Origin of the sequence: Nocardia arizonensis (assembly GCF_001310275.1) — a bacterium.
GTDB lineage: Bacteria > Actinomycetota > Actinomycetes > Mycobacteriales > Mycobacteriaceae > Nocardia > Nocardia arizonensis.
On the sequence record NZ_LGYZ01000055.1, the window covers coordinates 1 to 25,645 of the forward strand.

At 69.1% G+C, this 25,645-nt stretch carries 22 protein-coding genes; 16 read left to right on the forward strand and 6 right to left on the reverse strand.

What is annotated here, in order from left to right; genetic code table 11:
• Positions 1–137: 137 nt before the first annotated feature.
• Positions 138–704 carry a TetR/AcrR family transcriptional regulator gene (locus APZ21_RS10135; protein ID WP_054813033.1) on the reverse strand — a complete coding sequence of 189 codons (567 nt, stop codon included), beginning with the start codon at positions 702–704 and terminating at the stop codon, positions 138–140.
• A gap of 118 nt (positions 705–822) precedes the next feature.
• A complete protein-coding gene (gene acnA, locus APZ21_RS10140; protein WP_054813007.1) occupies positions 823–3,627 on the reverse strand; it encodes an aconitate hydratase AcnA in 2,805 nt (934 codons plus the stop codon).
• A 349-nt stretch (positions 3,628–3,976) separates the two neighbouring features.
• Between acnA and APZ21_RS10145 the strand changes: the two genes are divergently transcribed.
• The 8 genes from APZ21_RS10145 to APZ21_RS10180 all read left to right on the forward strand — a co-directional run bounded on the left by APZ21_RS10145 (position 3,977) and on the right by APZ21_RS10180 (position 12,242).
• Entirely contained in the window at positions 3,977–4,543 is a 567-nt protein-coding gene (locus APZ21_RS10145; protein ID WP_054813034.1) for an Rv1476 family membrane protein, read from the forward strand.
• 270 nt (positions 4,544–4,813) lie between these two features.
• On the forward strand, positions 4,814–6,229 hold the full coding sequence (locus APZ21_RS10150) for an NlpC/P60 family protein (protein ID WP_054813008.1): 1,416 nt from the start codon (positions 4,814–4,816) through the stop codon (positions 6,227–6,229).
• 147 nt (positions 6,230–6,376) lie between these two features.
• The gene (locus APZ21_RS10155) at positions 6,377–7,546 is read left to right on the forward strand and encodes an AAA family ATPase (RefSeq protein ID WP_082392981.1); all 1,170 of its coding nucleotides are present in this window, start codon (positions 6,377–6,379) and stop codon (positions 7,544–7,546) included.
• A gap of 32 nt (positions 7,547–7,578) precedes the next feature.
• On the forward strand, positions 7,579–8,529 hold the full coding sequence (locus APZ21_RS10160; protein ID WP_054813009.1) for a DUF58 domain-containing protein: 951 nt from the start codon (positions 7,579–7,581) through the stop codon (positions 8,527–8,529).
• Positions 8,526–9,527 (forward strand): VWA domain-containing protein, encoded by a 1,002-nt coding sequence (locus APZ21_RS10165; RefSeq protein WP_054813010.1) that lies wholly within the window; start codon positions 8,526–8,528, stop codon positions 9,525–9,527. Before APZ21_RS10160 ends, APZ21_RS10165 begins: the two co-directional genes overlap by 4 nt.
• Positions 9,528–9,590: 63 nt before the next feature.
• The gene (gene fabG1, locus APZ21_RS10170; protein WP_054813011.1) at positions 9,591–10,313 is read left to right on the forward strand and encodes a 3-oxoacyl-ACP reductase FabG1; all 723 of its coding nucleotides are present in this window, start codon (positions 9,591–9,593) and stop codon (positions 10,311–10,313) included.
• 43 nt (positions 10,314–10,356) lie between these two features.
• Entirely contained in the window at positions 10,357–11,190 is an 834-nt protein-coding gene (gene inhA / locus APZ21_RS10175; protein WP_054813012.1) for an NADH-dependent enoyl-ACP reductase InhA, read from the forward strand.
• Entirely contained in the window at positions 11,190–12,242 is a 1,053-nt protein-coding gene (locus APZ21_RS10180; protein ID WP_054813013.1) for a ferrochelatase, read from the forward strand. The genes inhA and APZ21_RS10180 overlap by 1 nt, the downstream gene beginning before the upstream one ends.
• A 46-nt stretch (positions 12,243–12,288) precedes the next feature.
• Here APZ21_RS10180 and APZ21_RS10185 read toward each other — a convergent pair whose 3' ends face one another.
• Together APZ21_RS10185 and APZ21_RS10190 are read right to left on the reverse strand one after the other, a co-directional pair.
• The gene (locus tag APZ21_RS10185; protein ID WP_054813014.1) at positions 12,289–13,584 is read right to left on the reverse strand and encodes an SPFH domain-containing protein; all 1,296 of its coding nucleotides are present in this window, start codon (positions 13,582–13,584) and stop codon (positions 12,289–12,291) included.
• Positions 13,584–14,015 (reverse strand): NfeD family protein, encoded by a 432-nt coding sequence (locus tag APZ21_RS10190; RefSeq protein WP_054813015.1) that lies wholly within the window; start codon positions 14,013–14,015, stop codon positions 13,584–13,586. Before APZ21_RS10190 ends, APZ21_RS10185 begins: the two co-directional genes overlap by 1 nt.
• A gap of 172 nt (positions 14,016–14,187) precedes the next feature.
• On the opposite strand from APZ21_RS10190, the gene APZ21_RS10195 reads away from it, so the two are divergent.
• The 8 genes from APZ21_RS10195 to APZ21_RS10230 all read left to right on the forward strand — a co-directional run bounded on the left by APZ21_RS10195 (position 14,188) and on the right by APZ21_RS10230 (position 24,371).
• Entirely contained in the window at positions 14,188–15,399 is a 1,212-nt protein-coding gene (locus tag APZ21_RS10195; protein ID WP_054813036.1) for a DUF7373 family lipoprotein, read from the forward strand.
• Positions 15,400–15,455: 56 nt separating this feature from the next.
• On the forward strand, positions 15,456–16,286 hold the full coding sequence (locus tag APZ21_RS10200) for a DUF3097 domain-containing protein (protein WP_054813016.1): 831 nt from the start codon (positions 15,456–15,458) through the stop codon (positions 16,284–16,286).
• Positions 16,287–16,357: 71 nt separating this feature from the next.
• Entirely contained in the window at positions 16,358–17,173 is an 816-nt protein-coding gene (locus tag APZ21_RS10205) for a hypothetical protein (RefSeq protein WP_054813017.1), read from the forward strand.
• A 108-nt stretch (positions 17,174–17,281) separates the two neighbouring features.
• On the forward strand, positions 17,282–18,580 hold the full coding sequence (locus APZ21_RS10210; protein WP_054813018.1) for an ABC transporter substrate-binding protein: 1,299 nt from the start codon (positions 17,282–17,284) through the stop codon (positions 18,578–18,580).
• On the forward strand, positions 18,577–20,433 hold the full coding sequence (locus APZ21_RS10215; RefSeq protein ID WP_054813019.1) for an ABC transporter permease family protein: 1,857 nt from the start codon (positions 18,577–18,579) through the stop codon (positions 20,431–20,433). Before APZ21_RS10210 ends, APZ21_RS10215 begins: the two co-directional genes overlap by 4 nt.
• Positions 20,430–22,142 (forward strand): hypothetical protein, encoded by a 1,713-nt coding sequence (locus tag APZ21_RS10220; protein WP_054813020.1) that lies wholly within the window; start codon positions 20,430–20,432, stop codon positions 22,140–22,142. The genes APZ21_RS10215 and APZ21_RS10220 overlap by 4 nt, the downstream gene beginning before the upstream one ends.
• Positions 22,143–22,382: 240 nt before the next feature.
• A complete protein-coding gene (locus APZ21_RS10225; protein ID WP_162240327.1) occupies positions 22,383–23,306 on the forward strand; it encodes a CorA family divalent cation transporter in 924 nt (307 codons plus the stop codon).
• 162 nt (positions 23,307–23,468) lie between these two features.
• Positions 23,469–24,371: a S1C family serine protease gene (locus APZ21_RS10230; RefSeq protein WP_054813037.1), complete on the forward strand. Its 903-nt coding sequence runs from the start codon at positions 23,469–23,471 to the stop codon at positions 24,369–24,371.
• A gap of 85 nt (positions 24,372–24,456) precedes the next feature.
• On the opposite strand, the gene APZ21_RS32865 is transcribed toward APZ21_RS10230, so the two are convergent.
• Positions 24,457–24,603 (reverse strand): DUF1059 domain-containing protein, encoded by a 147-nt coding sequence (locus tag APZ21_RS32865; protein ID WP_082392983.1) that lies wholly within the window; start codon positions 24,601–24,603, stop codon positions 24,457–24,459.
• 171 nt (positions 24,604–24,774) lie between these two features.
• Positions 24,775–25,323 carry a DUF8020 domain-containing protein gene (locus APZ21_RS10235; RefSeq protein ID WP_054813022.1) on the reverse strand — a complete coding sequence of 183 codons (549 nt, stop codon included), beginning with the start codon at positions 25,321–25,323 and terminating at the stop codon, positions 24,775–24,777.
• Positions 25,324–25,645: the final 322 nt, after the last annotated feature.

Here is a 25,645-nt window from a genome sequence, read left to right on the forward strand (position 1 = left end):
GGTTGCTCGTAAGACTCGCTCCGTGCGGGCTGGGTTGGGTGGTGATGGTGCGGGTTTGGGGTGTGTCGGGGTGTGGGTTGGGTGGTGATGGTGTGGGTTTGGGGTGTGTCGGGGTGTGGGTTTGGGGTGTGCCGGGGTTATTCCTTGCGGCGGACCGACGCTTCTACCAGATCCAGTACGGCTGAGAGGTTTTCGTTGGTGTGGCCGGAGGCTATTCGGGCAATCAGGCCGTCCAGGACCAGGTCTAGGTAGCCCAGCAGTACGTCCGTGGGGACGTCGTCGCGTAGTGCGCCCGCGGCTTTGCGGCGTTCCAGGCGGGCCAGGGTGGCCGCGGTCAACTCGGCGGAGCGTTGGGTCCAGCCTGCTCGGAACTCCGGGTCGGTGCGCAGGCGCCGGGCGATCTCCAGACGTGTTCCGAGCCAATTGAATTGCTCGGGGTGGGTGAGCATATCGCGCATGACCTGGACGATGCCCTGGTTGGCGGCGACGTCGGCCATGCGCTCGGCGTCCTCCTGCGCAAGTGCGAGGAACAGGGCGTCCTTGTCGCGGAAATGGTGGAAGATGGCGCCGCGGGACAGGCCGATGGCCTCTTCGAGCCTGCGCACGGTTGCGCCTTCGTATCCGTATTCGGCGAAGCAGGCCCGCGCCCCGTCGAGAATCTGGCTGCGGCGGGCGGCGAGATGATCTTCACTGACCTTGGGCAATGCGGTCTCCTCGGGGGCATGTGCGAGGTCCGCGCACCGCTTGCGATGCGGTACGCGGACCTCGGGACACGACGATGCTCGGATCATTCCCGCCGCCGTCGGCGAGAGTCGAGAACGACTATCCGCGAATCATGTTCCGCAGCACGTACTGCAAGATGCCGCCGTTGCGGTAGTAGTCGGCCTCACCGGGGGTGTCGATGCGGACCACGGCGTCGAAGGTGATCTTGTCGCCGTTGTCCTTGGTCGCCGTGACCTTCAAGGTCTTCGGCGTGACGCCATCGTTCAGCTTGGTGATCCCCTCGATGTCGAAGGTCTCGGTGCCGTCGAGCTTCAGCGACGCGGCCGACTCGCCCGCGGGGAACTGGAGCGGGATGACTCCCATGCCGATGAGGTTCGAGCGGTGGATGCGCTCGAAGGATTCGGTGATGACGGCCTTCACACCGAGCAGGCGAGTGCCCTTGGCCGCCCAGTCGCGCGAGGAACCCGAGCCGTACTCCTTGCCGCCGAGCACGACCAGCGGGATGCCCGCGGCCTGGTAGTTCTGCGAGGCGTCGTAGATGAACGCCTGCGGACCGCCCTCCTGGGTGAAGTCGCGGGTGTAGCCGCCCGAGACGTCGTCGAGGAGTTGGTTGCGCAGCCGGATATTGGCGAAAGTACCGCGGATCATGACCTCGTGGTTACCGCGCCGCGAGCCGAGGGAGTTGTAGTCCTTGCGCTGCACCCCGTGCGAATCCAGGTACTGCGCGGCCGGGGTGCCCGGCTTGATCGGACCCGCGGGGCTGATGTGGTCGGTGGTCACCGAGTCGCCGAGCAGCGCGAGCACGCGCGCGCCCTTGATGTCCTCGACCGGTGCGGGCTCGAGCTCCATACCGTCGAAGTAGGGCGCCTTGCGTACGTAGGTGGAGTTCTCGTCCCAGGCGAAGGTGTCGCCCTCCGGGGTCGCCAGGTTCTGCCAGCGGTGGTCGCCCTTGAAGACGTCGGCGTAGGACTTGCGGAACATGTCCTGGCTGATGGCCGCCTTGATGGTGTCGTCGATCTCCTGCGGCGCGGGCCAGATGTCGCGCAGGAACACCGGATTGCCCTCGGTGTCCTCGCCCAGCGGGTCGGTCTCGAAGTCGAAGTCCATGGTGCCCGCGAGCGCGTAGGCGATGACCAGCGGCGGGGAGGCCAGGTAGTTCATCTTCACGTCGGGGGAGATACGACCCTCGAAGTTGCGGTTGCCCGAGAGCACCGCGGTGACCGACAGGTCGTTGTCGTTGACGGCCTCGGAGATCTCCTCCGGCAGCGGGCCGGTGTTGCCGATGCAGGTGGTGCAGCCGAAACCGCCGAGGTAGAAGCCGAGCTTCTCCAGGTACGGCCACAGACCGGCCTTCTCGTAGTAGTCGGCCACGACCTGCGAACCGGGCGCCATGTTGGTCTTGACCCACGGCTTGGACGACAGGCCCTTCTCGACCGCGTTGCGGGCCAGCAGGGCGGCGCCGATCATGACCGACGGGTTGGAGGTGTTGGTGCAGGAGGTGATGCCCGCGACCACGACAGCGCCGTGGTCGAGCACGAACTCGCCGCGCTCCTCGGAGACCACGCGCACCGGCTTGGACGGGCGGCCCTCGGCGCCGTTGGCGGCCGACTGCACGTTCACCGCGCCGTCGTCGGCGAAGGAGAGCACCGCGGCATCGGAGGCCGGGAAGGACTCCTCGACGGCCTCGTCGAGCTTGGTGTGCTCGACCGGCAGGTTCTCCTCCACGTAGTTGTGGATGTCCTTGCGGAAGGCGGTCTTCGAGTCGCTGAGCAGGATGCGGTCCTGCGGGCGCTTCGGGCCCGCGATGGACGGCACGACCGTGCTCAGGTCGAGTTCGAGATATTCGGAGTACTCGGGCTCGTGGGCAGGGTCGTGCCACATGCCCTGCTCCTTGGCGTACGCCTCGACCAGCGCGAGCTGCTCGTCGGTGCGGCCGGTCAGGCGCAGGTAGTTCACGGTCTCGGCGTCGATGGGGAAGATCGCCGCGGTGGAACCGAATTCGGGGCTCATGTTGCCGAGGGTGGCGCGGTTGGCCAGCGGGACTTCGGCGACGCCCGCGCCGTAGAACTCGACGAACTTGCCGACCACACCGTGCTTGCGCAGCATGTCGGTGACGGTGAGCACCACGTCGGTCGCGGTCACGCCGGGCTGGATCTCACCGGTCAGCTTGAAGCCGACCACGCGCGGGATCAGCATGGAGACCGGCTGGCCGAGCATGGCGGCCTCGGCCTCGATGCCGCCGACGCCCCAGCCGAGCACACCGAGTCCGTTGACCATCGTGGTGTGCGAGTCGGTGCCGACGCAGGTGTCGGGGTATGCCTGGCCGTTGCGGACCATGACGGTGGGCGCGAGGTATTCGATGTTGACCTGGTGCACGATGCCCATGCCCGGCGGGACGACCTTGAAGTCGTCGAATGCGCCCTGGCCCCAGCGCAGGAACTGGTAGCGCTCGCCGTTGCGCTCGTATTCGAGGTCGACGTTGCGTTCGAGGGCGTCGGCACGGCCGAAGACGTCGAGGATGACCGAGTGGTCGATGACCATGTCGGCGGGGGAGAGCGGGTTGACCTTGTTCGGGTCGCCGCCGAGGGCGGTGACGGCCTCGCGCATGGTGGCGAGGTCGACCACGCAGGGCACGCCGGTGAAGTCCTGCATGATCACGCGGGCCGGGGTGAACTGGATCTCGGTGTCCGGTTCGGCCGAGGGGTCCCAGTTCGCGATCGCGCGGATGTGGTCGGCGGTGATGTTCGCGCCGTCCTCGGTGCGGAGCAGGTTCTCCGCGAGCACCTTCAGCGCGTAGGGGAGTTTCTCGGTGCCGGGCACGGCCGAGAGCCGGAAGATCTCGTAGGAGTTGCTTCCGACCTCGAGGGTGCCCTTGGCGCCGAAAGTATCGATACTTGTCGTCACGTCAGCTCCACTCGTCTGTGTGGGTCGGCCACCGACGGGGCTGTGCCGGTGGCGTATGGGTCTCGGGAGGGGCTCCGGCGCCGTCGTGCGCCGGTTCCTCGCGCCACAACTCTAACAGTACGCTTGTCCTAAGAAGCGTGCGGGGGCCGCTCGGCGCGGTGGGAACGGTCGCGTGGGGCGCCGCGTCGCGTACTGTGCACTCGAGCGACAGCGGCGGTCGGATCCGAATCCGGCGCGCACTCCTGGGGCGGCGGCATTCCGCCCGGGTCGGACAGGAACAATGCTCACCACGCAGTGTTGTATGCCCGTCGCCTCGCATGACGACGCGGCTCGACAGACCGGATGGAAGATGGCCCCCTCGCACACCTCGGTTTTCACCCCCAAGGCGGCGGAACTGCCGCCAGGCATCTCCGACAGCGGTTTGCGCACGATCCTGGTGGACGTGGCCGACAACCACGTGGCCACGCCGAAGGGCAAGGACCAGTCGGGGCTCGAGGCGGTCGTCGCCGACGCGCGATCCCACGGGATCCCGCTCAGCATCGTCGTGATTCCCGGCAATCCAGGCCACGACTCCAATCTACGGGACCTGGCCACCGAGGTCGGCAAGCAGGAGCACGGCACCGTGGTGGTGCTCAGCGACGATTGGGTGGGCACCTACAGCGATTCCGTCAGCCGCGTGACCCTCGAATGGGCCGAGGACGCCGCCAAGAGCACGCAGGGCAATTCCGTCGAGGCGGCACGTCTGTTCGTGGGGCGTCTCGAGGAGCCGCCGTCGGTTTCCTGGACGGCTATCACCGGTGTGATCGTCGCGGGCACCGTGCTGGTCGTCGGCGGTCTCTACTGGGTCAAGGCGCGGCGGGCGCGCGAGGAGTCTGCCGATCGCGCGGCCGAGGCGAACCTCTCGTCTTCCGAGTGACGGTCGGTTTCCCGGTGCCGACCTTTTCCTAACGACCGGTCTGTTTCCTCTGCGCTAAACCCTTCGCCCGTCTGGCTAATTTCTAGCAATGGGTAAATTACCCGTGTGTGATTCTGTTGCCAGAGTTTTCTCGGTGGCGGATGTGTCGTACGGTTCGAATGGTTACCAGTGGTGAACATGTACTGACAAGGGCCATTTGTCGACCGTTGGGCTAGTTGGTTCGGCTGGGGCTCGTGAGGCTTTGCCGAATCAAGGTCCTCGGGAGGTGCGATGCGCAGATTCGCCGATGGCTGTCGACACCCGCTATCGATCGCCACAGGGTTGCTGACCGTCGCAGCGCTTTGTCTGACAGCGGGTCCGTCCGAGGCGGTGCCGCCCCCGCCGCCCAATCCGAGCGACGGCGCGATCGCCGACGCGGCCGCGCGGGTGCGGTCAGGAGTCGGTGCGGTCGGCGCGCTGATCAACCAGGTCGCCGCGGTCGACCAGCAGCTTCGCGAACTCGATGACGCCATGGCGCGGCGCCGCGAGGAGGTCAACAAGGCCCTGGTCGACCTCGAGGACGCCCGCGACGCCGCCGACGCCGCGGCCGCGGCCGTGGTCGAGACCGGACGCGCGCTCGAGGGCGCGGGCGCCCGGCTCGCCGCGGCGCGCAAGGAATTCGACGACTTCGCCACCGGCGCATATACCCGGCCGACCAACGGGTCGATGGTCACCTACCTGACCGCCGACGGACCCGGCGGGGCCATCGACCGCGCCCAGATCCTCGGTCTGGTCTCGAAGAATCAGCAGCAGGCCATGGACGCGCTGCGCCGCGCGCAGATCGAACAGGGCAACAAGAACTCCGAGGCGCGCCGGGCCGAATCGGTCGCGGTCGCGGCGGCGGCCGAGGCCGAACGGAAGAAGGTCGACGCGGAGAACTCGGTCGCCGCGACCACGGCCGAGTTGGACGCCCAGACCGTGCGCCGAGACGGTCTGTCGCGTGAACGCGCGGACGCACAGGCCGAACTCGACGCCGCGCGTGCGGACGTCGCGGGATTGCAGAGCCGGCGCGATGCCTATCTGGCCTGGGATCAGCAGCGCCGGGCCGAGGAAGCGGCGTTACAGGCCGCCGCGCGCGCCGCCGCGGCCCGCGCCGCCACCGACGCGGCCGCCCGGGAACGGGCCGCCCAGACCGGCGCCGACCGGCGGCCGCACACCGATCTGGAGAATTCCACCCCGCCCAAGCGCAGCACCCCGCGCCCGTCCAAGCCATCGGTCACCGGCTCGGCGGCGGTCGAGACGGTCGTCGACCGGGCCATGTCGCAGCTCGGGGTGGTCTACGCCTGGGGCGGCGGTGACGAGGACGGTCCAACCAAGGGCATTCGTGACGGTGGCGTCGCCGACCGCCACGGCGATTTCGACAAGGTCGGATTCGACTGTTCAGGGCTCATGGTCTACGCCTTCGCGGGCATCGGGGTCTCGCTGCCCCACTACAGCGGCTACCAGTACAACGCGGGCACCAGGGTGCCGGTCGATGATCGCGAACGCGGCGACATGCTGTTCTGGGGTCCGGGCGGCAGTCAGCACGTGGCGCTGTACCTCGGCGACGGCACCATGGTCGAGGCGCCGCAATCCGGCGAGTTGGTGAAGGTTTCTCCGGTGCGGGAAGCGGGCATCATGCCGTTCGCCGTCCGTATCGTCGACTGACGTTCTCCCCGATCGGAGCTGAGAATCCGGTGCGAATCCGGCCCGAATCCGGCCCGAATCCGGCTGATACCGGAGCCGGTTGCGGCATGTGCGGCGATTACCTGGAATAGTTGGGGCAGCACGCACAGGACCGAGGTGAAAGCGGGGATGTTGGTGACTTCGACGGATGGTGTGAGCGGGGCGAACCTGGTGAAGGATGGCCCGGACCCCGCGGCCGGCCTCGAGCGTGACGTCCGGACCCTGGAAAAGGCGATCTACGAGGTCAAACGAGTGATCGTCGGTCAGGATCGCCTGGTCGAGCGGCTGCTCGTCGGTGTCCTCGCACGCGGTCACGTCCTGCTCGAAGGTGTGCCCGGTATCGCCAAAACCCTTGCGGTCGAGACATTCGCGAAGGTCGTCGGTGGGAGCTTCGCCCGCGTCCAGTTCACCCCCGACCTGGTGCCGACCGACCTCATCGGTACCCGCATCTACCGGCAGGGCCGCGAGGAGTTCGACACCGAACTCGGCCCGGTGGTCGCGAACTTCGTGCTCGCCGACGAGATCAACCGCGCGCCCGCCAAGGTGCAGTCCGCGCTGCTCGAGGTCATGGCCGAGCGTCACGTCTCCATCGGCGGCATTACCTACCCGATGCCCGATCCGTTCCTGGTCATGGCGACCCAGAACCCGATCGAGAGCGAGGGCGTGTACCCGCTGCCCGAGGCCCAGCGCGACCGCTTCCTGTTCAAGGTCGTCGTCGACTACCCCTCGGTCGAGGAGGAGCGCGAGATCATCTACCGGATGGGCGTCACCCCGCCGGAGGCCAAGCCGATCCTCGAGCCCTCGGAGCTGATCCGGTTGCAGAAGGTCGCGGCCAACACCTTCGTCCACCACGCGCTGGTCGACTACGTCGTCCGGGTCATCGCGGCCACCCGCAAGCCGCTCGACTTCGGCATGCAGGACGTGGCGAACTGGATCTCATACGGCGCCTCGCCGCGCGCCAGCCTCGGTATCATCGCCGCGGCCCGCGCGGTCGCGCTCATCCGCGGCCGTGACTACGTGGTCCCGCAGGACGTGGTCGAGGTGATCCCGGACGTGTTGCGCCATCGGCTCGTGCTGTCCTACGACGCGCTGGCCGACGAGATCTCCCCCGAGGACGTCATCAAGCGGGTGCTCCAGACCGTCGGGTTGCCGCAGGTCGCACCGCAGGCGGTCGCGCCAAACGGCTCCGCGCCCGCCCCGCACCCGATTCCGCAGCCGCCCGCCCAGCCGCAGGCGGCCCCGCCGCAGCCGCCCGTCGGCCAGATGGCACCGGCCGCCGGCAACAACCAGCCCAAGTGACGGCCGCATTCGATCCCGCTGCCCGAGCGCAGATGAGCCCGCATTCCCCGCCCTCGTTCCGCGCGGGTGAGCTGACCGACCCGCGGCTCACGGCGGCGCTGAAGACACTCGAGCTCACCGTGCGCCGCCGTCTCGACGGCGTCCTGCACGGTGACCATCTCGGCCTGATACCCGGCCCAGGGTCCGAACCCGGCGAGGCACGGGCCTATCAGCCGGGTGACGACGTGCGCCAGATGGATTGGTCGGTCACCGCCCGCACCACCCATCCGCACGTGCGGCAGATGATCGCCGACCGCGAGCTGGAGACGTGGATGGTGGTCGACCTGTCGGCCAGCCTCGACTTCGGTACCGCCTTGTGCCAGAAGCGCGATCTCGCGATCGCCGCCGGGGCCGCGATCACCCACCTGACCAGCGGGGGCGGTAATCGCATCGGCGCGGTGGTCGCCACCGGCGAACGGCTGACGCGCATTCCGGCGCGCAGCGGGCGGGTGCACGCGCAGTCGCTGCTGCGCAGCATCGCCACCACCCCGCACGCTCGCGACGGCGTGCGCGGTGATCTGCGCGGTGGCATCGAATCGCTGCGCCGTCCCCAGCGCAAACGCGGGCTGGCCGTGATCATCAGCGATTTCCTCGGCGAGATCGACTGGCAGCGTTCCCTGCGCGCCATCTCGGCGCGCCATGATCTGCTCGCGGTGGAGGTGCTCGATCCGCGCGATCTGGCGCTGCCCGATATGGGCGATGTGGTGCTTCATGATCCCGAGACCGGGCGGACCAGGGAATTCAGTGTGACCCCGACGCTGCGCGCGGACTTCGCCGCCGCGGCCCAGCGGCATCGCCGTCAGGTGGAGCAGGCGCTGCGCAGCTGCGGCGCGCCCGTGCTGACCTTGCAGACAGACCGGGACTGGATCGCGGACGTGGTCCGTTTCGTCGCCACCCGGCGCCACGCGTTCGGCGCCCCGAGCGGACAGGCACCGCGCCAGTGAGCATTTCCCATTTCACCGCGCTGATCTGGCTCGCCTTCCTCGTCGTTGTCGCCCTCATCGCGCTCGGCTATGTCCTCGTGCAGCGCGGCAGGCACAAGCACATGCTGCGGTTCAGCAATATGGAGCTGCTGGAGAAGGTCGCTCCGACGCGGCCGAGCCCGCTGCGTCACGTGCCGATCGCGCTGATGCTGGTCGGACTCGCGCTGTTGACCATCGCCGCGGCCGGGCCGACCTCGGTGCAGAAGGTGCCGCGCAACCGTGCCACGGTGATGCTGGTCATGGACGTGTCGCTGTCGATGGAGGCCACCGATGTCGCGCCGAGCCGCATCCAGGTCGCCAAGAAGGCGGGCAAGGAATTCGTCGACGGCCTGCCGACCGGGCTCAATATCGGCTTCGTGACCTTCGCGGGCACCGCCTCGGTGATGGTCTCGCCCACCACCAACCACGAATCGGTGAAGGCGGCCATCGACAATGTCAAACTCGCCGAGCGCACCGCGACCGGCGAGGGCATCTTGACGGCGTTGCAGGCCATCGAGACCTTGGCCTCGGTGCTCGGCGGCGGTCAGGAACCGCCGCCCGCGCGCATCGTGCTCATGTCGGACGGCAAGCAGACCGTGCCCTCCTTCGACGACATCGACAATCCGCGCCACGAATTCGTCGCCGCCCGGCTCGCCAAGACCAAGAACGTGCCGATCTCGACGATCTCGTTCGGCACCTCGTGGGGTTCGGTGGAGATCCCCCGCGAGGACGGCTCCTCGGAGAAGGTGCCGGTAGCGGTGGACGACGACGCCATGCGTGAACTCGCCAGACTCAGCGGCGGCGATTTCTACACCGCCGCCTCGGCCCAGGAGTTGACCAAGGTCTACGACACCCTCGAGGAGCAGATCGGTTTCGAGCTGACCAGGGGTGATGCGAGCAGGCCGTGGCTGCTGCTGGGAATGCTGCTCGTCGCGGCGGGTATTGTCACCGGATTGCTGTACCGTCAGCGCCTGCCGTGACCGCCGTGCGGTCGCGACGGGGCAGTGGTACGGCCCGAACCGAACACGGGTAGGTTGATCGCCATGTCCAACATCACATCTCGGTCGGTCCTGGTCACCGGCGGTAATCGCGGTATCGGACTCGCGGTCGCGCAGCGTCTGCTCGCCGACGGCCACAAGGTGGCCGTCACCCATCGCGGGTCGGGCGCACCGGACGGTCTGCTCGGCGTGAAATGCGATGTGACCGATTCCGACTCGGTGGATCAGGCGTTCACCGAGGTGGAACAGAAGCAGGGACCGGTCGAGGTGTTGGTCGCGAACGCGGGCATCGTGGACAACACGCTGCTCATGCGCATGAGCGAGGAGCAGTTCACCCGCGTCCTCGACGCGAACCTCACCGGTGCGTGGCGCTGCGCCAAGCGCGCCAACCGCGCCATGCTGCGCGCGAAGTTCGGCCGGATCATCTTCCTCGGCTCGGTGGTCGGCCTCAAGGGCGGCCCGGGTCAGGTCAACTACGCGGCCTCCAAGGCCGGTCTGGTCGGTATGGCGCGGTCGATCACCATGGAGATCGGCTCGCGCAACATCACCGCCAACGTGGTGGCGCCCGGCTTCATCGACACCGACATGACCCGCGAGGACGTCAGCGACGAGATGCGCGAACTCGTCCTCAAGTACGGCATTCCGGCGCAGCGGATGGGGCAGCCCGAGGAGGTCGCGGGCGCGATCAGCTTCCTGGCCTCCGACGATGCCGCCTACATCAACGGCGCGGTCATCCCCGTCGACGGCGGCATGGGCATGGGCCACTGACCTTCGCGTCCCCGATACACCGACACAGGAGAACGACAGACTCATGGGCGGATTGCTCGAGGGCAAGACCATCCTGATCACCGGCATCATCACCGATGCCTCGATCGCCTTCCACGCCGCGGCGGTGGCGCAGGAGCAGGGTGCGCGCGTCATCATCACCGGTTTCGACCGGCTGCGGCTGATCGATCGGATCGCGCAGCGGCTGCCGAAGGAGGTGCCGCCCGCCATCGAACTCGACGCCACCAACGAGGACCACCTCGCGACCCTGGCCGACCGGGTGCGCGAGGTCGCGCCGGAGGGTCTCGACGGGGTGCTGCACTCCATCGCATTCGCCCCGCGGACCCTCATGGGGCCCGAGGCCAAGCCCTTCCTCGAGGGGCCGGGGCCCGATGCCGCCAAGGCGTTCGAGATCTCGGCGTGGAGCTACGCCTCGCTGGCGCGCGCCGTGCTGCCGGTCATGAACGAGGGCGGCTCGCTGGTCGGCATGGATTTCGATCCGCGCACCGCGATGCCGTACTACAACTGGATGGGCGTGGCCAAGGCCGCGCTGGAATCGGTGAACCGCTATGTCGCGCGGGAGGTGGGCGCGGCCAAGAAGATCCGGTCCAACCTGATCGCCGCAGGCCCGATCAAGACACTGGCGGCCAAGGCCATCGCGGGCACCGCCACCGACGACGCCGCCAAGATGAACCAGCTCAACACCTACTGGGACGGCGCGTCGCCGATCGGCTGGGATGTCGATGATCCGACCGTGGTCGCGAAGTCCATCTGCGCCCTGCTCTCGGACTGGCTGCCCGGCACCACCGGTTCGATCATCTACGTCGACGGCGGCGCCAGCCACAACACGTGGCTGCCCGAGGAGCTGCCGACGGCCTGATGAGCTACGACGCGCTGCTCGTCCTGTCCTTCGGCGGCCCCGAACGCCCGGAGGACGTCATGCCGTTTCTGGAGAACGTCACCCGGGGTCGGGGGGTGCCGCGGGCGCGTCTGGAGGAGGTCGCGAGGCACTACCTGCATTTCGGCGGTGTCTCACCGATCAACGAGCTCAACCGTGACATCATCGCCGCGGTCGAGGGGGAGTTGGCGAGTACGGGTACGGAATTGCCGGTGTACTTCGGCAATCGCAACTGGCATCCGATGGTGGAGGACACCGTCGAGCGGATGGCCGCCGACGGCGTCGGCTCCGCGCTGGTGTTCCCGACCTCGGCCTGGGGCGGTTATTCGGGATGCCTGCAATATCACGAGGACATCGCCAGGGCGCGCGCCGCGGTCGGCGCGGGTGCGCCCGAATTGGTGAAGCTGCGCCAATATTTCGACCACCCGCTGTTCATCGATGCCTTCGCCGACGCCATTCGCGCCGCCCTGGAACGGATTCCGGTCGATCGCCGCGACCGGACGCGGCTGGTCTGCACCGCGCATTCGGTTCCGGTCGCGGCCGACATCGGGTCGGGTCCGCCCGCCGACGGCGGAAGGCTCTACAGCCGTCAGGTCGCCGAGGCCGCCCGATTGTGTGCGGCGGCAACGGGTTTCGCCGATTACGACGTGGTGTGGCAATCACGGTCGGGACCGCCGCAGGTGCCGTGGCTCGAACCCGACATCGTCGATCATCTCGAGGATCTGTCCGGTAGGGGCGTCGACTCGGTGGTGGTGTGCCCGATCGGATTCGTCTCCGACCACCTCGAGGTGATCTGGGATCTGGACAACGAGGCCGAGGAGAAGGCCGCCGAACTCGGAATGGCCTTCTCGCGCGCCGCGACACCCGGCGCCGATCCGCGCTTCGCCCGTCTGGTGGTGGAGTTGATCGGCGAACACATCGAGGGCGGCCCCGTCCGCCGGCTTGGTTCCGTACCCGGTTACGGCTGCACCCGCGACGGCGCGCCCTGCGTCACCGGCTGCTGCGCCGTGCGCCGCTCACCCGCCGCGTCCTAGTCCGCGCGGCGGGTCCGGTCGCACCGGGACGCCGCGCGGGCGGACTCTAGCGGCGGTGGTTCTCCGGGGGTTCCCAGGGGCGTCCATAGGGTTCGGGTCCGCCGGGAGGCATCGGGGTGAATCCGGGAGGCGGGGGCTGCTGCGACAGTTGCTGTGGCGGGGGCGGGCTCGACGGCGGCTGTTGGGCGGGGGCGGGCGGCGGCGGCGCCACGGGCGGTTGCGGTGCCGCGGGATGGGCGCCGGTGGGTGACATGCCTTCCACCGGCGTGCGGGCGGTGGCCTCCGCGGCGCGGACGGCGCGCTCGATGGTCGGATCGGGCGCGGTGTCGAACCAGTCGGCGACATCGGAGTCGTCGGTTTCCACGGTGCCCTCGTCGGCGGGTGGTTCGTAGCGGAAGACCTCGTCCTCGCCCTTCGTGGCGAAGCTCTTCGCGAAACCCTCCAGCGCCTTGCCGAAATCGCTTGGCACCAGCCACACCTTGTTGGCATCGCCGCGAGCGACCATGGGCAGTGTCTGCATGTATTGGTAGGCAAGCAGTTCCGGGGTCGGCTTACCGGATTTGATTGCGGCGAAGACCTTTTCGATCGCCTTGGCCTGGCCCTGTGCCTGGAGGAAGGAAGCCGCGCGCTCACCCTGGGCGCGCAGGATGCGACTCTGGCGCTCGCCCTCGGCGGACAGAATGGATGACTGCTTGGCGCCCTCGGCGGCGAGGATCTGCGCCTGCTTGGCGCCTTCGGCGGTCTTGATCTGGGATTCGCGCTGGCCTTCGGCGGTCAGGATCATGGCGCGCTTCTCGCGGTCGGCCTTCATCTGCTTCTCCATCGATTCCTGGATGGAGGGCGGCGGATCGATGGACTTGAGTTCGACCCGCGCCACCCGCAGACCCCAGCGCCCGGTGGCCTCGTCGAGGACGCCGCGCAGCTGGCTGTTGATCTGATCGCGCGAGGTCAGCGTCTCCTCGAGGGTCATGCCGCCGACCACGTTGCGAAGTGTGGTGACGGTGAGCTGTTCGACGGCGGCGATGTAGTTGCTGATCTCGTAGACCGCGGCCTGCGGGCTGGTGACCTGGAAGTACACCACCGAGTCGATCTGCAGGGTCAGGTTGTCCTGCGTGATCACCGGCTGCGGCGGGAAGGACACCACGCGTTCGCGCAGGTCGACCTTGGCGCGGATACGGTCGGCGAAGGGCACGAGGAAGGTGAGTTGTCCCGAGACGGTGCGGGAATAGCGGCCGAGACGCTCGATCACCGCGGCCTCGGCCTGGGGTACCAGCGCGACAGATTTGACGACCACCACCACGACCAGCAGGACGAGGACGACGGCCACGATGGCGTAAGCCATTACGGTCCCTTCCAGACGACGGCGGTCGCGCCGTCGATCTTCATGACGTACACGGTTGTGCCAGGTTCGTAGATCTCGTCGATATTCATCGGACGCGCGGTCCACACCTCGCCGCCGAGCTTGACCCGGCCCGCGTGCTCGGTGACCTCCTCCAGCACCAACGCCGACTTGCCGGGCAGCGCATCGACATTCGTGAGAGTCGGCGGCGGTGTGCCGAAACGCCTGCGCAGCGCCGGGCGCACACCGATCAGCAGGACCGCCGAGATGACGCCGAAGACCACCGCGTCGGTGACAAGGGAGGTGCCGGCCGCGGCGCTGACGCCCGCGGTGCCGAGTGCCGCCGTGCCGAGCATCAACAGCGTGAGATCCCCGGTGAGCATTTCCGCCGCCGCGAGCAGCGCGCCCGCGACCAGCCAGACGATTGCGGCCACACGATCACTGTAGTGCGATCCGGGCGGATCAGGGGCAGGTCTCGCGCGCGTCACGAATTCGGTCACTCACGCCCGTAACCGCTCGCCGTGGTTGCGCGGTTCGCGCGTGCCGCGATGACCGAGTAGGCGGTTTCGCCGCCGATCTTCTTCCGACTCCGAGGGAATGGCCGACATGGTTCGACGATCACGCATAACGCTTCTCGCAGCCGGTGTGGCGCTGGCGGCGCTGGTGAGCGCCTGCGGTGTCCCCGGCACTCCACGCCCGGGTGAGCCGGACGTCCGCACCCTCGAGGTCGGCCCGTATCCGGTCGACCGGCACAGCTACGACCAGGACCCGCACGGCAAGGGCGCGATATTGGAGGGCATCCGCATGGCCGACGCCATCGCGCCCGTGGTGCGCATCGATCCGGCGCTCAACGTCGGCGTCGACGCGGGCGTGGTGGTCGACAGCGAACAGGCCGTCGACGGATATCTGGCCTCGGTGGCCAAGCCGGTGCTCGAGCGCCACGGCATGGTCGTCGGCTACCGTTCCATGGGCGCGGACCTGCCGTTCGTGCCGTTCTCGACCCAACCGGCGAATCCGAGTCCCGACACCATCGTGCTCCAGTTGCTCATGCGCTTCCCGAGTGCGGGGGTGGCCGCGCAAGCGGCGCGTGACCTGGAGGAGAGCGATTTCCAGGTCGCCCCTGACCAGAATCGCCGGGTCCGCCACCCCGACTACCCGAACGCCATGATCCACTGGCGACCCGGTGTCGCGAATATGGGCGCCTTCGTCGCGGTGGGGGAGTTCGTCCTGTTCGTCTTCGTGGCGCGGCCGAGCGCCGATGAGCGAGATCTGCTCAACTGGACCGGCAACACCCTGCGCGTGGCCGTCCCCGCCGCGCAGGCGTTCACGCCGACCCCGATCGACAGGTTGAACACGCTGCGCGTTGACCCCGAGGGTCTACTGGCCAGGGTCGCCGTCGCCGATCGCGATCGGCGCCTCGATCCCGACCGGTTCAGCGTGCATCCGCCCGCGGCCCTGGTGCACACCGACACCAATCAGTCGGCGGTACTGCGCACGATCGAGCGGGACGGCATCGAGGCGGTGGCGGTGATCGACAACAGTTGGGTGATGCGGGTGCGCGAGGAGTCCAAGGCGTCCACGCTCGCGGCGGATCTGGTGGCCTCCGCCGGGGTCGAATTCGATCCGGTCGCCGCGCCCAACGACGTTCCAGGCGCGACCTGTCAGCATCTGAATCGACGCGGCGACACCGACAAGCAGTACCGCTACCAGTGTTTCGTGACATACAAGCGGTACGTCGCGGTGGTGGCGAGCGACAGCGAACCCGATGTGCGCCAGCGTGTCGCGGCGCAATACGCCCTGCTGGCCAACAGCATGTGACCGACGGGCCCGCCCACGTGGCCCGCTATATCGTGCGGCGGTGTTAGTTTCGGGCGGTGAGCGGGCGCGACGAATACGGTGACATCTTCCACGGGCACGCCGGGACACGGAAGCGAGCGGTGCCGACGGTGGTCGCCGAGCACGATCTGGTGGTGGAGGACGCGGCGAGCGGATTCTGCGGTGCGGTAGTGGGTTTCGACCGCGGCTACGACGGCGATTTCGTGAAACTCGAGGACGCGCGCGGCGCGGTGCGGCTGTTCGCGCTGCGCGAGGCGGCCTTTCTCATCGACGGCGCACCGGTGACCCTGGTGAAGCCGACCGCGGCGGCGCCGAAGCGACCGAGCCGCTCGGCTTCCGGCTCCACCCGTGTGCAGGGCCTGCGCGCCCGCGTGGCCAGGACCAGCCGCATCTGGGTCGAGGGCGTGCACGATGCCGCACTGGTCGAGCGGGTGTGGGGCCACGATCTACGGGTCGAGGGCGTGGTGGTGGAACATCTGGAGGGCCTGGACAATCTGGGCGCGCGGCTCACCGAATTCGGGCCGGGGCCGGGTCGCCGGGTCGGTGTGCTGGTCGATCACCTGGTCACCGGGTCCAAGGAGTCCGAACTCACCACCGGACTCGGTGCGCACGTGATGGTGACCGGACATCCCTACGTCGACGTGTGGCAGGCGGTGCGTCCCGCGGCGGTCGGTATCGCCGCGTGGCCGCAGGTGCCGCGCGGGGAGGACTGGAAGACCGGAGTGTGCCGTCGGCTCGGCTGGGGAACGCCTCGGCAGGGATGGCGGCGGGTCTACGACGCGGTGGACTCCTTCCGCGATCTCGAGGCGCCGCTCATCGGAGCGGTGGAACGGCTCATCGATTTCGTGACCGAAACCGACCAGTCGTAGACGATCCGCAGCTCATCGGGGTTGTCACACTGGCGCCCGCCGTCGCGGCGCAGCCATTATGCTCGATGATTATGTGCTCTCCTAGTGCCTCGCTGACGGTGTGGGCCGGCTCCTGGCTGGCCGGGAACAGCGCGCCCGACGACGTGCTCGAGGCGTTGCAGGCGTGGGCGCCCAACCACACCATCGCCGCCGGCGATCCGGTCACCGGCGGTCGCACCGACCTGCCGTGGTCCTCGCGTGCGAGCGTGCCGGGCAGCGGAATGATGGCGCTGCTCAAGGTCATCCGCGAAGCGCTGACCGAGCCGGGCGCCACGTTGCGGCTGGTGCTGCCGGTTGCCGGTGATGTGCGCGGTCTTCCGGTCGGCACGGTCTTCGCCGCCGACGCGATCGAGGCGGGGGAGGGTTTGCTCATGGGCGTTCCGGGGCACGACGGCACCGGCCTGATTCCGGTGTGGGTCGACGACGACACGGTGCAGTGGACGCTCTACAGCATTCCGATGCCCCCCGAACCCGGGGCGGACATGGCGCTGGGCGAGGCCGAATACGCGATGCGCGAGGCGGTCAGGGATGCCGCGGACGCGCTGATGAAATTGCACACCACCGCACTGGGCGCGGTCGACTCGGACCCGCGGGAGCTGATCGAGGCCGAACTCGCCGACTACGCGCGTCACGACTATCCCGAGTCGATTCCGCTGCGCGCGAGGCGCATTCTCGACACCGCCGATCACGTCGCGGCCATACTCACGGTGGCACAGCGGGAACCGGCCTCCGCGCCCACTTCGGCGAGTGCCATCGGCGCGCAGGAAACGCTGCTGCGTCCGCTGTGGGATGCCATTCGCGCCGCCCGGCTGGTCGCCGTGCACGCCGCGGCCCGGGGCAACCGCTAGCGCCGAGCCCCCGAAATCGGGGGCGCTGTTCGTCTCCGAATCCGCCGCGCACGCGCGCCGGACGGGGGATACTCGGAACCGGCTGTCAGACAACGACATCGGGGGGGCATGGGTTCGCGCAGGGCTTTACTGCGAGCGGGGGCGCTACTGCCGCTGCTCGCCGGCTGCACGCCCGATCTGCTCGGCGATCCCGATACCGTGCGCATCGGAGTGTCCTGGAGCGGAGCCGAATTGGCGGCCTTCCGGGCGGTGCTGGCGAGTCTGCGGCCCGGTCCCGCGGTGGACGTGGTGCCGCTCGGCGACGATATCGACACCGCCTTCACCGCGGCCGGCCGTGCCGCGCCCGATATCGTGATGCTCCCGCAGGCGGGCGAGGTCAGGGAGCTGGCCGCCGCGGACCGGTTGCGGCCGCTCGCCTCGAGTCTGTGGTCCGACGGCGGGCGGCGCGATGATTCGGGTCCATACGCCGAATACTGGCGAGACCTGCTCTTCCACGAGGACAAGCCGTACGGCGTACCGTTCAAGGGATCGGTCAAATCGCTGGTGTGGTACGACCGCGAGACGGTTCGCGCGTTGAACCTGGGCGATCCGGGGCGGTGGACCGTCGAGGACTGGATCGGGTACACCCGCGACCTGGCAGGCCGGCCGGTGCGCTTCCTGGCGCTGGCCGCGGCCGACGGGTGGGTGCTGACCGATCTGTTCGAGAACATGTTGCTGGCCGAATCACCTTCGGACTACGACGAATTGACACGCGCGGACGGTGGCCGCCGGTGGGATCTCGAGTCGGTGCGCGCGGCGCTCGGCGGCCTCGGAGCGCTCTGGGGTGCGCCGTCGGCCCTGCCGGGCGGCGCCGGTCACGCGATGACCCGGCAGTTCCCCGACGCCGTGCGCGAGGTGTTCGACCGGCGCACGGCCGCGATGGTGGTCATGCCGGATTTCGCCGAGCCCGTCGTGCGGCGGTGTCTGCGCCACACGCGCCGCGGCGAGGACGTGGTCGGCACCACCTGGTTCCCCCCGGTGCGCGCGGGCAAGCCGCTAGCGCGCATCGTCGGCGGCGATGTCGCCGTGGTGACGAAGCAGGCGGCCGAGGCCGCGACGAGTGTGGTCGCCGCCCTGGCCGCTCCGCAGGCATCCGTCCCGTGGATCGAGGAATACGGCGGCTTTCTCGGGCCCAATCGACGGACCTCGGCGCGCTATTCGTCGATCATGGCCCCGGTCGCCGAACAATCGGCAGACCAGCACATCTTCGACCTGTCCGACCGTATCGGCGCGGTCGGCGGCCGCGACGGTCTGTGGCGTGTACTCGCCGATTTTCTCCGCGCGGTCGGTGACAGAGCGGGCGCGGTCGAACCCGCGGTCGACCGCGCCGTGCGCGCACTCGAGAGCTTCGAACGGCGGCGACGGTGAGCACGACAGCGGCGAATACGGCGGCGGCGAGCGCGACGACCTATATCCACGCCAACGGCCTGCGCCTGGAAGTGGCGCCGAGACCGATGCGCGGCGCGCCGGTCCCCGGGCCGCATCCGCTGCACTGGGTGTCGCTGCTGTGGTTGGTCCCCGCGGTGGCGCTGATCGTCGGCCTGCTCGTGGTGCCGGCCGGATTCACCGTGGGTTTCGCGTTGCACACCCAGCCCGAGGTGCCGCTGTGGTGCGCCGTCGGGGTCGTCGGCGTGGTCGCCGTCGTGATGCTGCGGCGCAGGCCCGGCGGGCGAGGTCGGGTGCGCGTCGCGCTCGCGGCGGTGGCCGCGCTATTGGTCGTCGTGGCGGCGTTACGGCTGGTCGGAGCGCTGACCCTGGCGGGCGTCGCGCCCTACGGTTACACGCTGGCCACGGTGGCCGTATCGGCACTGCTGTTCGTGGCGGCGCTCGCGGTCGCCTGGTGGACCAAGGATCGCTGGTGGATGTGGCGTCCGCTCATCGCGCCGTGCGCGGTGGCGGCGCTGGTCTCCGGTGTCGCGTTCCGGTTGATCTTCCAGAGATCGGCGGACGCGATGGGCTTCGGCGCGGCGGGTGTGCACTGGGTGTGGTTTCTGCTGCTGCCCTTCGCGGCGTTCGTGTGGACCTGGTTCGGCTTCGTCACCGCGTTGCTTCGCGACGGCATCCGGGCCGTCGAGGCCGATCCGGTGCGCGCGGGATATCTGCGCCAGGTGCGCGGCCGTGATCGGTTGCGGCGGTTGTTGCAGCAGTTGCGTCCCGTGGTGCTGGTGGTTGGCCTGGTCATCGGGGTGGCCGCGGCCCGGATGTTCGACGTGATCCTCATCGGGGTGCCCTGGTCGCTCCAGGAATGGAACGAGAGCGCCACCGTGCACTGGTGGCGCCTGGCGAGCGATCCCGGACTCGGCTCGGGTCCGGCGGCGGTGTACGCGCTGCCGCTGGTCGCCATGGTCGGGGTCGTCGCGTGGTGGTTGCAGACCGATATCAGCACCCATCGCACGGCGGCCGTGCGCGCGGGTTCGCCGGAGCCGCGCCACATTCGGCCTCGTCCCGACCTTCGTCGCCTGGCAGCGGCGGCGCTGGTATTCGCCCTGTTCTGGCTTCCGATCGGAGTGCTCGCGGTGGCCGCGGTGTATGGGCCGTACGGATTCCAGTTCGACGCCGTCACCGATCTCGCGAACGACGAGGCGCTGTGGCACGCGCTCTACACCACCGCGTGGGTGGCCGTGCTGACCACCCTGCTCGTGGTTACCGCGGCCGTGCCCGCCGCGCATCGGCTGGCGGCGGGCCGGCCGGATGGCAGGTTCGGCCGCGCGGCGATGGTCTGCCTGGTGGTGCTGGCGGTACTGCCGGTGCAGACCTATCTCGGCCCGATCGAAACGGTGGTGCAGCGCTGGGGTCTGTCCGGCACACAGGTTCCGTTGATCCTGGTGCACACCGCCGCGGGTCTACCCATCGCCATCCTCATCCTGCGCGCGGCACTGCTGGCGCCGCCGGACAGTCCGGCGGCCGACGCGCTGCACGGACTCGCGGGCCACGGCACGACCGTCCGGCGGGTGCTCGGCACCGCATGGCCCGCGCTCGGCGCGGTGGCGGTGCTGGAGTCGGTCCAGGTGTGGAACGACTTCTGCGTCGGCCTTCTCATCGGCGGCGCGGGCGGCAGTCCGTGGTCGCTGCTGCTGTGGGGTGAGGCACGCCAGTTCGAGGAGAACGCGGCGCGCCTGGCCGCCGGATCCCTGATGTCGGCGGTGATTCCGGTCGTCCTGCTGCTGGTGACCTGGCGGCGTTGGCTGGTCCCCGGCCTGACCGGCGGTGCGTTGCGATGACCGAGACCACTCGCCCTCGCGCCGCGCTCGCGCGCGGATCGGCCGCGCCGAGATCGTCCCTGTGGCGCGGGATACTCGGGTCCGCACCGGTGGTGTCCTCGGCGCTCGCCCTGGAACTGGGACGCGATCTGGTCGTCAACTCCTTCGGTGACACCGAGGTGATCAAGACGCTTGCCACCACTTTGCGGTCGCTGTCGGTCGCCTTGGTCGCGGGCGGCCTGATCTTCGCGGGATACCGGTGGTACGCGCGCCGCCGCGATGCCGACCATGCGGCACAGCAGCTCGAGATGCTCGTCGATCTGGACGAACCGGGCCCCGAGGTGCTCGGCTCACCTGCCTGGCGGGAGGCGCCGCCGCCGGCCGCCGTCGCCTGGCTGAACTGGGACGAGGCGGCGATCCTCGGCGCGCTTCCGCAGCACGATTACGACAGCGCGACACTGCTGGTGGTGCTCGACGCCATCGTCGACGCCCCGATACGGTTGCCGGAACCACCATCGGGGCGGGCGCGACCCCGCCCGGAGTGGCGCAATGCGAGCGATCTGCTCGACGACCTGATCGGAACAACGGTGCTGTGTCCGCATGGTGCGCAGCGCTACCGGGTATCCCGTGTGCCCGCGACGCCCGACGCCGCGCAGGTCCGTAACCGCCCGGTGTGGTCCGCCGCGATCTGCGCACTGCTGCGTCACCACGCCGACCGTGCCCGCGCGTGGTCGGCGGCCGTCGAGCATCCGACGTACGCGGGCGCGGCGCGGCGCTGGTTCACCCGAACCGCGCCGATCCTGTGCACACTGGTCGAACGGTGCGTCGCCGACGAGGTGGCGCGGAGGCTGCCCGCCTCGGCCCTGCCCGATGTGGTCCGTATCACCGATGCCCTGGAGGTCTGGTACGTCCACACCGGGACGGCCGGATCCGCCGAATTTCGCCAGTTGTGCCGGAGAGCGGCCGCCATGCCCGGCATGGATGCGCATGTGCTGCACCATGATCTGCTGCGCCTGCGGGGTGGCGCGTCCGACGTGGCCCCGCGGCGATTGCGGCCGGCGCGCTGGTCCACCGGTCTGGCCGCGCGCGTCCATCACGACCACGGCTTGCGCGCGCTGGTGCGACCCGCGCCCGATCTGCGTGCCGCCGCCGAGGAATTCGAGCGGGTGTGGTGGCTGCTGCCGCGCGCGGATGTGGGCGCGGAGGTGTGCGCGCTGATCAATCTGGCCGTGGTCGAGTTGCACCGCGGGCGATTCGACGCCGCCGAGGACCGCCTCGATCTGGTGTTCGCTCGCACCGAGGACGGTCGTGAACCGGGCGGTCGCGTCCACGCGCACGAGATCACCGGCATTCTGCGCTGGATGCGCGGCGAGCCGCGGCGCGCGCTGCGCAGTTGGCAGACCGCGCTGACCGGATACCGGGCGCTCGAGGACGATCGCGGGATCGGTCGGTGCCTGCGTCATCTCGGGTCCGCGCTGGTGGTCGCGCCGGAATACGGCGGGGCGGTGCTGGCGTCGAATTCCCAGTTGCGGCGGGAACAGGTGTTGCTCGAGGCGAGCGGATGGCTGGCGGTGGCCGACAGGAACAGTCCGTCGCCGCCCACTCCGCCCCGGGAGTCGGACTATCGAACGGAGGTCCGCGACGCTCTGCGGCCGACCCCACCGCTGACCGAGATCAGGTCGTGGCCCATCGCGGTCGAGGACCCGCACCTGCGCGCCGAATCCGCGTAACCCGGATTTCTGAGAAGACCCGGTGTTTCCGACGCATTCACCGTGTGGCGATTGACGCGGGCACCGGGCGGTTTCTAATGTGGGACCGCGCAATTCGTGCGCACCCCGACACGACGAAGCGAGGTGAGCGGCGCACGCCGTGGCCTCTCGGCGCCACCAGGTACGACGATCCGAGTCTGGAGTTCACGCCATGGCACGACAGTGCAGGAGATCGGCACCATCCCGCGGTGGTGGGTAGCGGTGCGATCCTCGACCGTCTTCCCGCCCGCCGAGCACTTCGACACCGAAGTGCTCGGCAAACACTGGATTCCGCTGTCCGCGAGCGATACCGAGACCGCCGCGGAATTGCGGGTGCGGCTCGGCGTCGACTTCGTCACAGGCGCGGCGCGCGGGGAGTCCGACGATTTCATCTACCTTCCCGTGGTCGTGAATTTCCGCCGCGGTGAGGTCGTCGACTGCGAGACCATCGTCTTCGCCCTCGGCGAGCAATTCGTGGTGACCTTGCAGCCATCGGAGCCCTTCGAGCCCTTCGACGGCGCGATCGTCAAGATGGGTCGCAAACCCCTGCTCACCGCGTCGTCGCGGGGTGTCATGTACGCGCTGTTGTGGTCGCTGAACCAGGAATCGGATCGGGTACTGCACGCCGAGAGTCGCGCGCTCGCCGCGATCCGCGCCAAACTCGACGCCGCGTCCGCCGACCGGCGTGCCTTCGGCGGCGTCGAGATCCGCCAAGCGCTGGCCGGGATGAAGGCCATCGAGGAGATCATCTCCCGGATTCGTGACAGCCAGCGGCATTTGGCCCGCGCCGCCCGACATCTGCGCGGCGACATCGGCCTTCGGTCCCGCGAACTCGACGCCCCGATGGAGGGGCTGATGGCCGATATCGACGGCGTCACCGCGTACGCGCTACTCGAACACGACAAGGTGCGCTACGCGCTGGAATCGCTGCGCACATCGCTCGATGTCGAGCGCAACCGGATCATCAAGGTGCTCACCACCGTCACGGCCGTCTTCCTCGGCCCGACCCTGGTCCTCACCCTCTACGGCGTCAATTCCGGGGGTTTGCCGGAGTGGGAGTACGGCGTGCTCGTCGCCTCGCTCGTGGCCGTGGTGGCCGTCGTCGTCGGTCTGGTCTACGTCACGCGCAAGGGTGGGCCGCGCTGAGGTCTGCCCGCGGGGGCGGTCCTTTCCCGTTCACGGACACGACGCGCCGAATTCATCTGCGCCTGTGGTGAATACGGTGTGTCACCGGCCTCGTGGCGGCATCCTGGTAGGTGGTGCTGTAGCCGGTGTGGGCAGGATGTGGTCGATGTGGACGACACCGCGATGGATGTCTTCTCGCGTACGGTGATCGGTGTCGCCGAGGCGGTCTCGCCCAAGGTCGCTCTCGTGCGAACGCGGGGCAGCGGCGGCTCGGCGGTGGTCTTCACCGACGACGGTGACCTGCTCACCAACGCGCACGTGGTGGGTGCGGACGGCCACGGCGAGATCACCTTCGCCGACGGCGGCGAATCCCGGTTCGACGTCGTCGGCATCGATCCGCTCTCGGATCTCGCGGTGCTGCGAGCTCGGGACGGTGCGCCCGGTGCGGTGGCGCTCGGCGACGCGGACACCCTCGTCGTCGGGCAGATGGTGGTCGCGGTGGGGTGCCCGTTGGGGTTGGCGGGCTCGATCACCGCGGGGGTGGTGAGCGCTCTCGGGCGCGCCGTCCCGGTATCCTCCCGCCGCGCCGGGCGCGTGATCGAAGAGGTGATCCAGACCGATGCCGCGTGCGTGCCGGGCCATTCCGGCGGTGCGCTGTCGGACGGTCGGGGTCGGGTGGTCGGCATCAACACCGCGGTCGCGGGCATCGGACTCGGCCTGGCCATTCCGGTCAATCCCACGACCCGGCGCATCATCGAGGCGCTACGCGTGGACGGTTTCATCCGGCGCGCCTATCTCGGACTGATCACGGTGCCGTGGCCGCTGTCGCCCCGCCTCGCCGAACGCGTGGGGCGCACGAGCGGGGTACGGGTGATCGACGTGGTCCGCGGCAGTCCGGCCGAGACCGCGGGACTGCGCCGCGGAGACCTGGTCCTCGGACTCGCCGGCGCCGAGGTCCGCGACGCGCAGGATGTGCAGCGCACGCTGTTCGCCGAGGCCATCGGCGCGCCGATGAAGGTGACGGTGCTGCGCGGGGACGCCGTGGTTGATCTGATCGCGACGCCGGTCGAGTTGGCGCCGCGGTGACCGCGCCGGGCATGAGCGGCCCGGGTGGGCGGCCGCTGCGGGGCGAATCGTCGCCGACCCGTCCCGCGGCTGTGTCCCGGCCTGGTCAGTAGGCGATGAACAGGATTTCTTCGCGGGTGTAATCGTGGTCGGGATGCTTCTCGGCCAGGTGGGCCTGGGTCTTGGCCACGAGATCGTCCTCGTCGGTGCCGACGATGGACTCCCCGCAGGGGCAGTTCAGATTTCGTTTCACGCGCTGGTCCTTCCTCCGTATACGGTGGCCCGGCCGTGCGGGCTGGCACGAACCGAGCGCTTGCTCATCGTAGCCGGCTCGGGTGAACGCGCGGTAGGGCCGTTCTCGTGACGCTGCCCGCCCCGGGTACGGGGCGGGCAGCGTGATCATCGGATCTTCGGCGTCGAGTGGCTACGGCGTGGAGAAGCCGATGAGCGCGCCGATGCCCGCGCCGATCGGGACGGTGACCAATGCGCCGACCCCGCCAAGGAAGAAGCCGATGACGGCCCCGATGCCCGCGCCGATCAGCGCGCCGATGCCCGCGTTGTACTGCTTGCGGGCGAGGGTGTCGGCCGCCTCGTCGATGGCCGTCGCGGTCTGCGCGGCATCTGCCTGCGGCGTGAGGGTGAGGGTACGGCCCTCGGCGTCGATCCGCGGCGCGAGCGCGATGGTCTGGTTCACGGCCCGCAAGGCGAGCGGAACGGTGGCAACGACGCCGCCCGCCGCGTCGGTCAGCGAGACCGAGCGGCCGTCGGCGGCCAGTACGAACCGGCCCGCGTCGACGGAGGTCGTGATGCCACGGCCGTCGGCGCTGGGCGCCGCGACGTAGGCGATACCGTGATCGACGCCGCGCACGCCGAATTCGGTATTCGAAACAGGTTGCGCCGCAGCGACGCCCGCGGTGATTCCGGTGGCGCCGACCGCGAGTAGAGCAGTGGCGGCGAACTTCTTGGCTCTCATTGCTTTCCCCATATTCCGTCGGCTACCGTACGCCGACTTTCCCCTGACGGCCGGATCTCGGCAGTACCCATTCTCACCCAGCCTCCGGTGCGACGGTCGGTTTTGGTGACATCGCACCGGCTCTCGTCCGCGTACCGCCATTGCGGCACGGCGAATTACGCGCCACCGTTGCGGCGTTGTCCGATAACCGTTTTCGGAGTGTGGACATTCACTGCGATGGTGCCCGACAACCGCGCGACGGGACGGACACCGCCTCGAACGAGGGCCGATGTATCCGATCGGTGGTACCCCACCTGGCGATTCCCGATGGAATAGCCTGCGG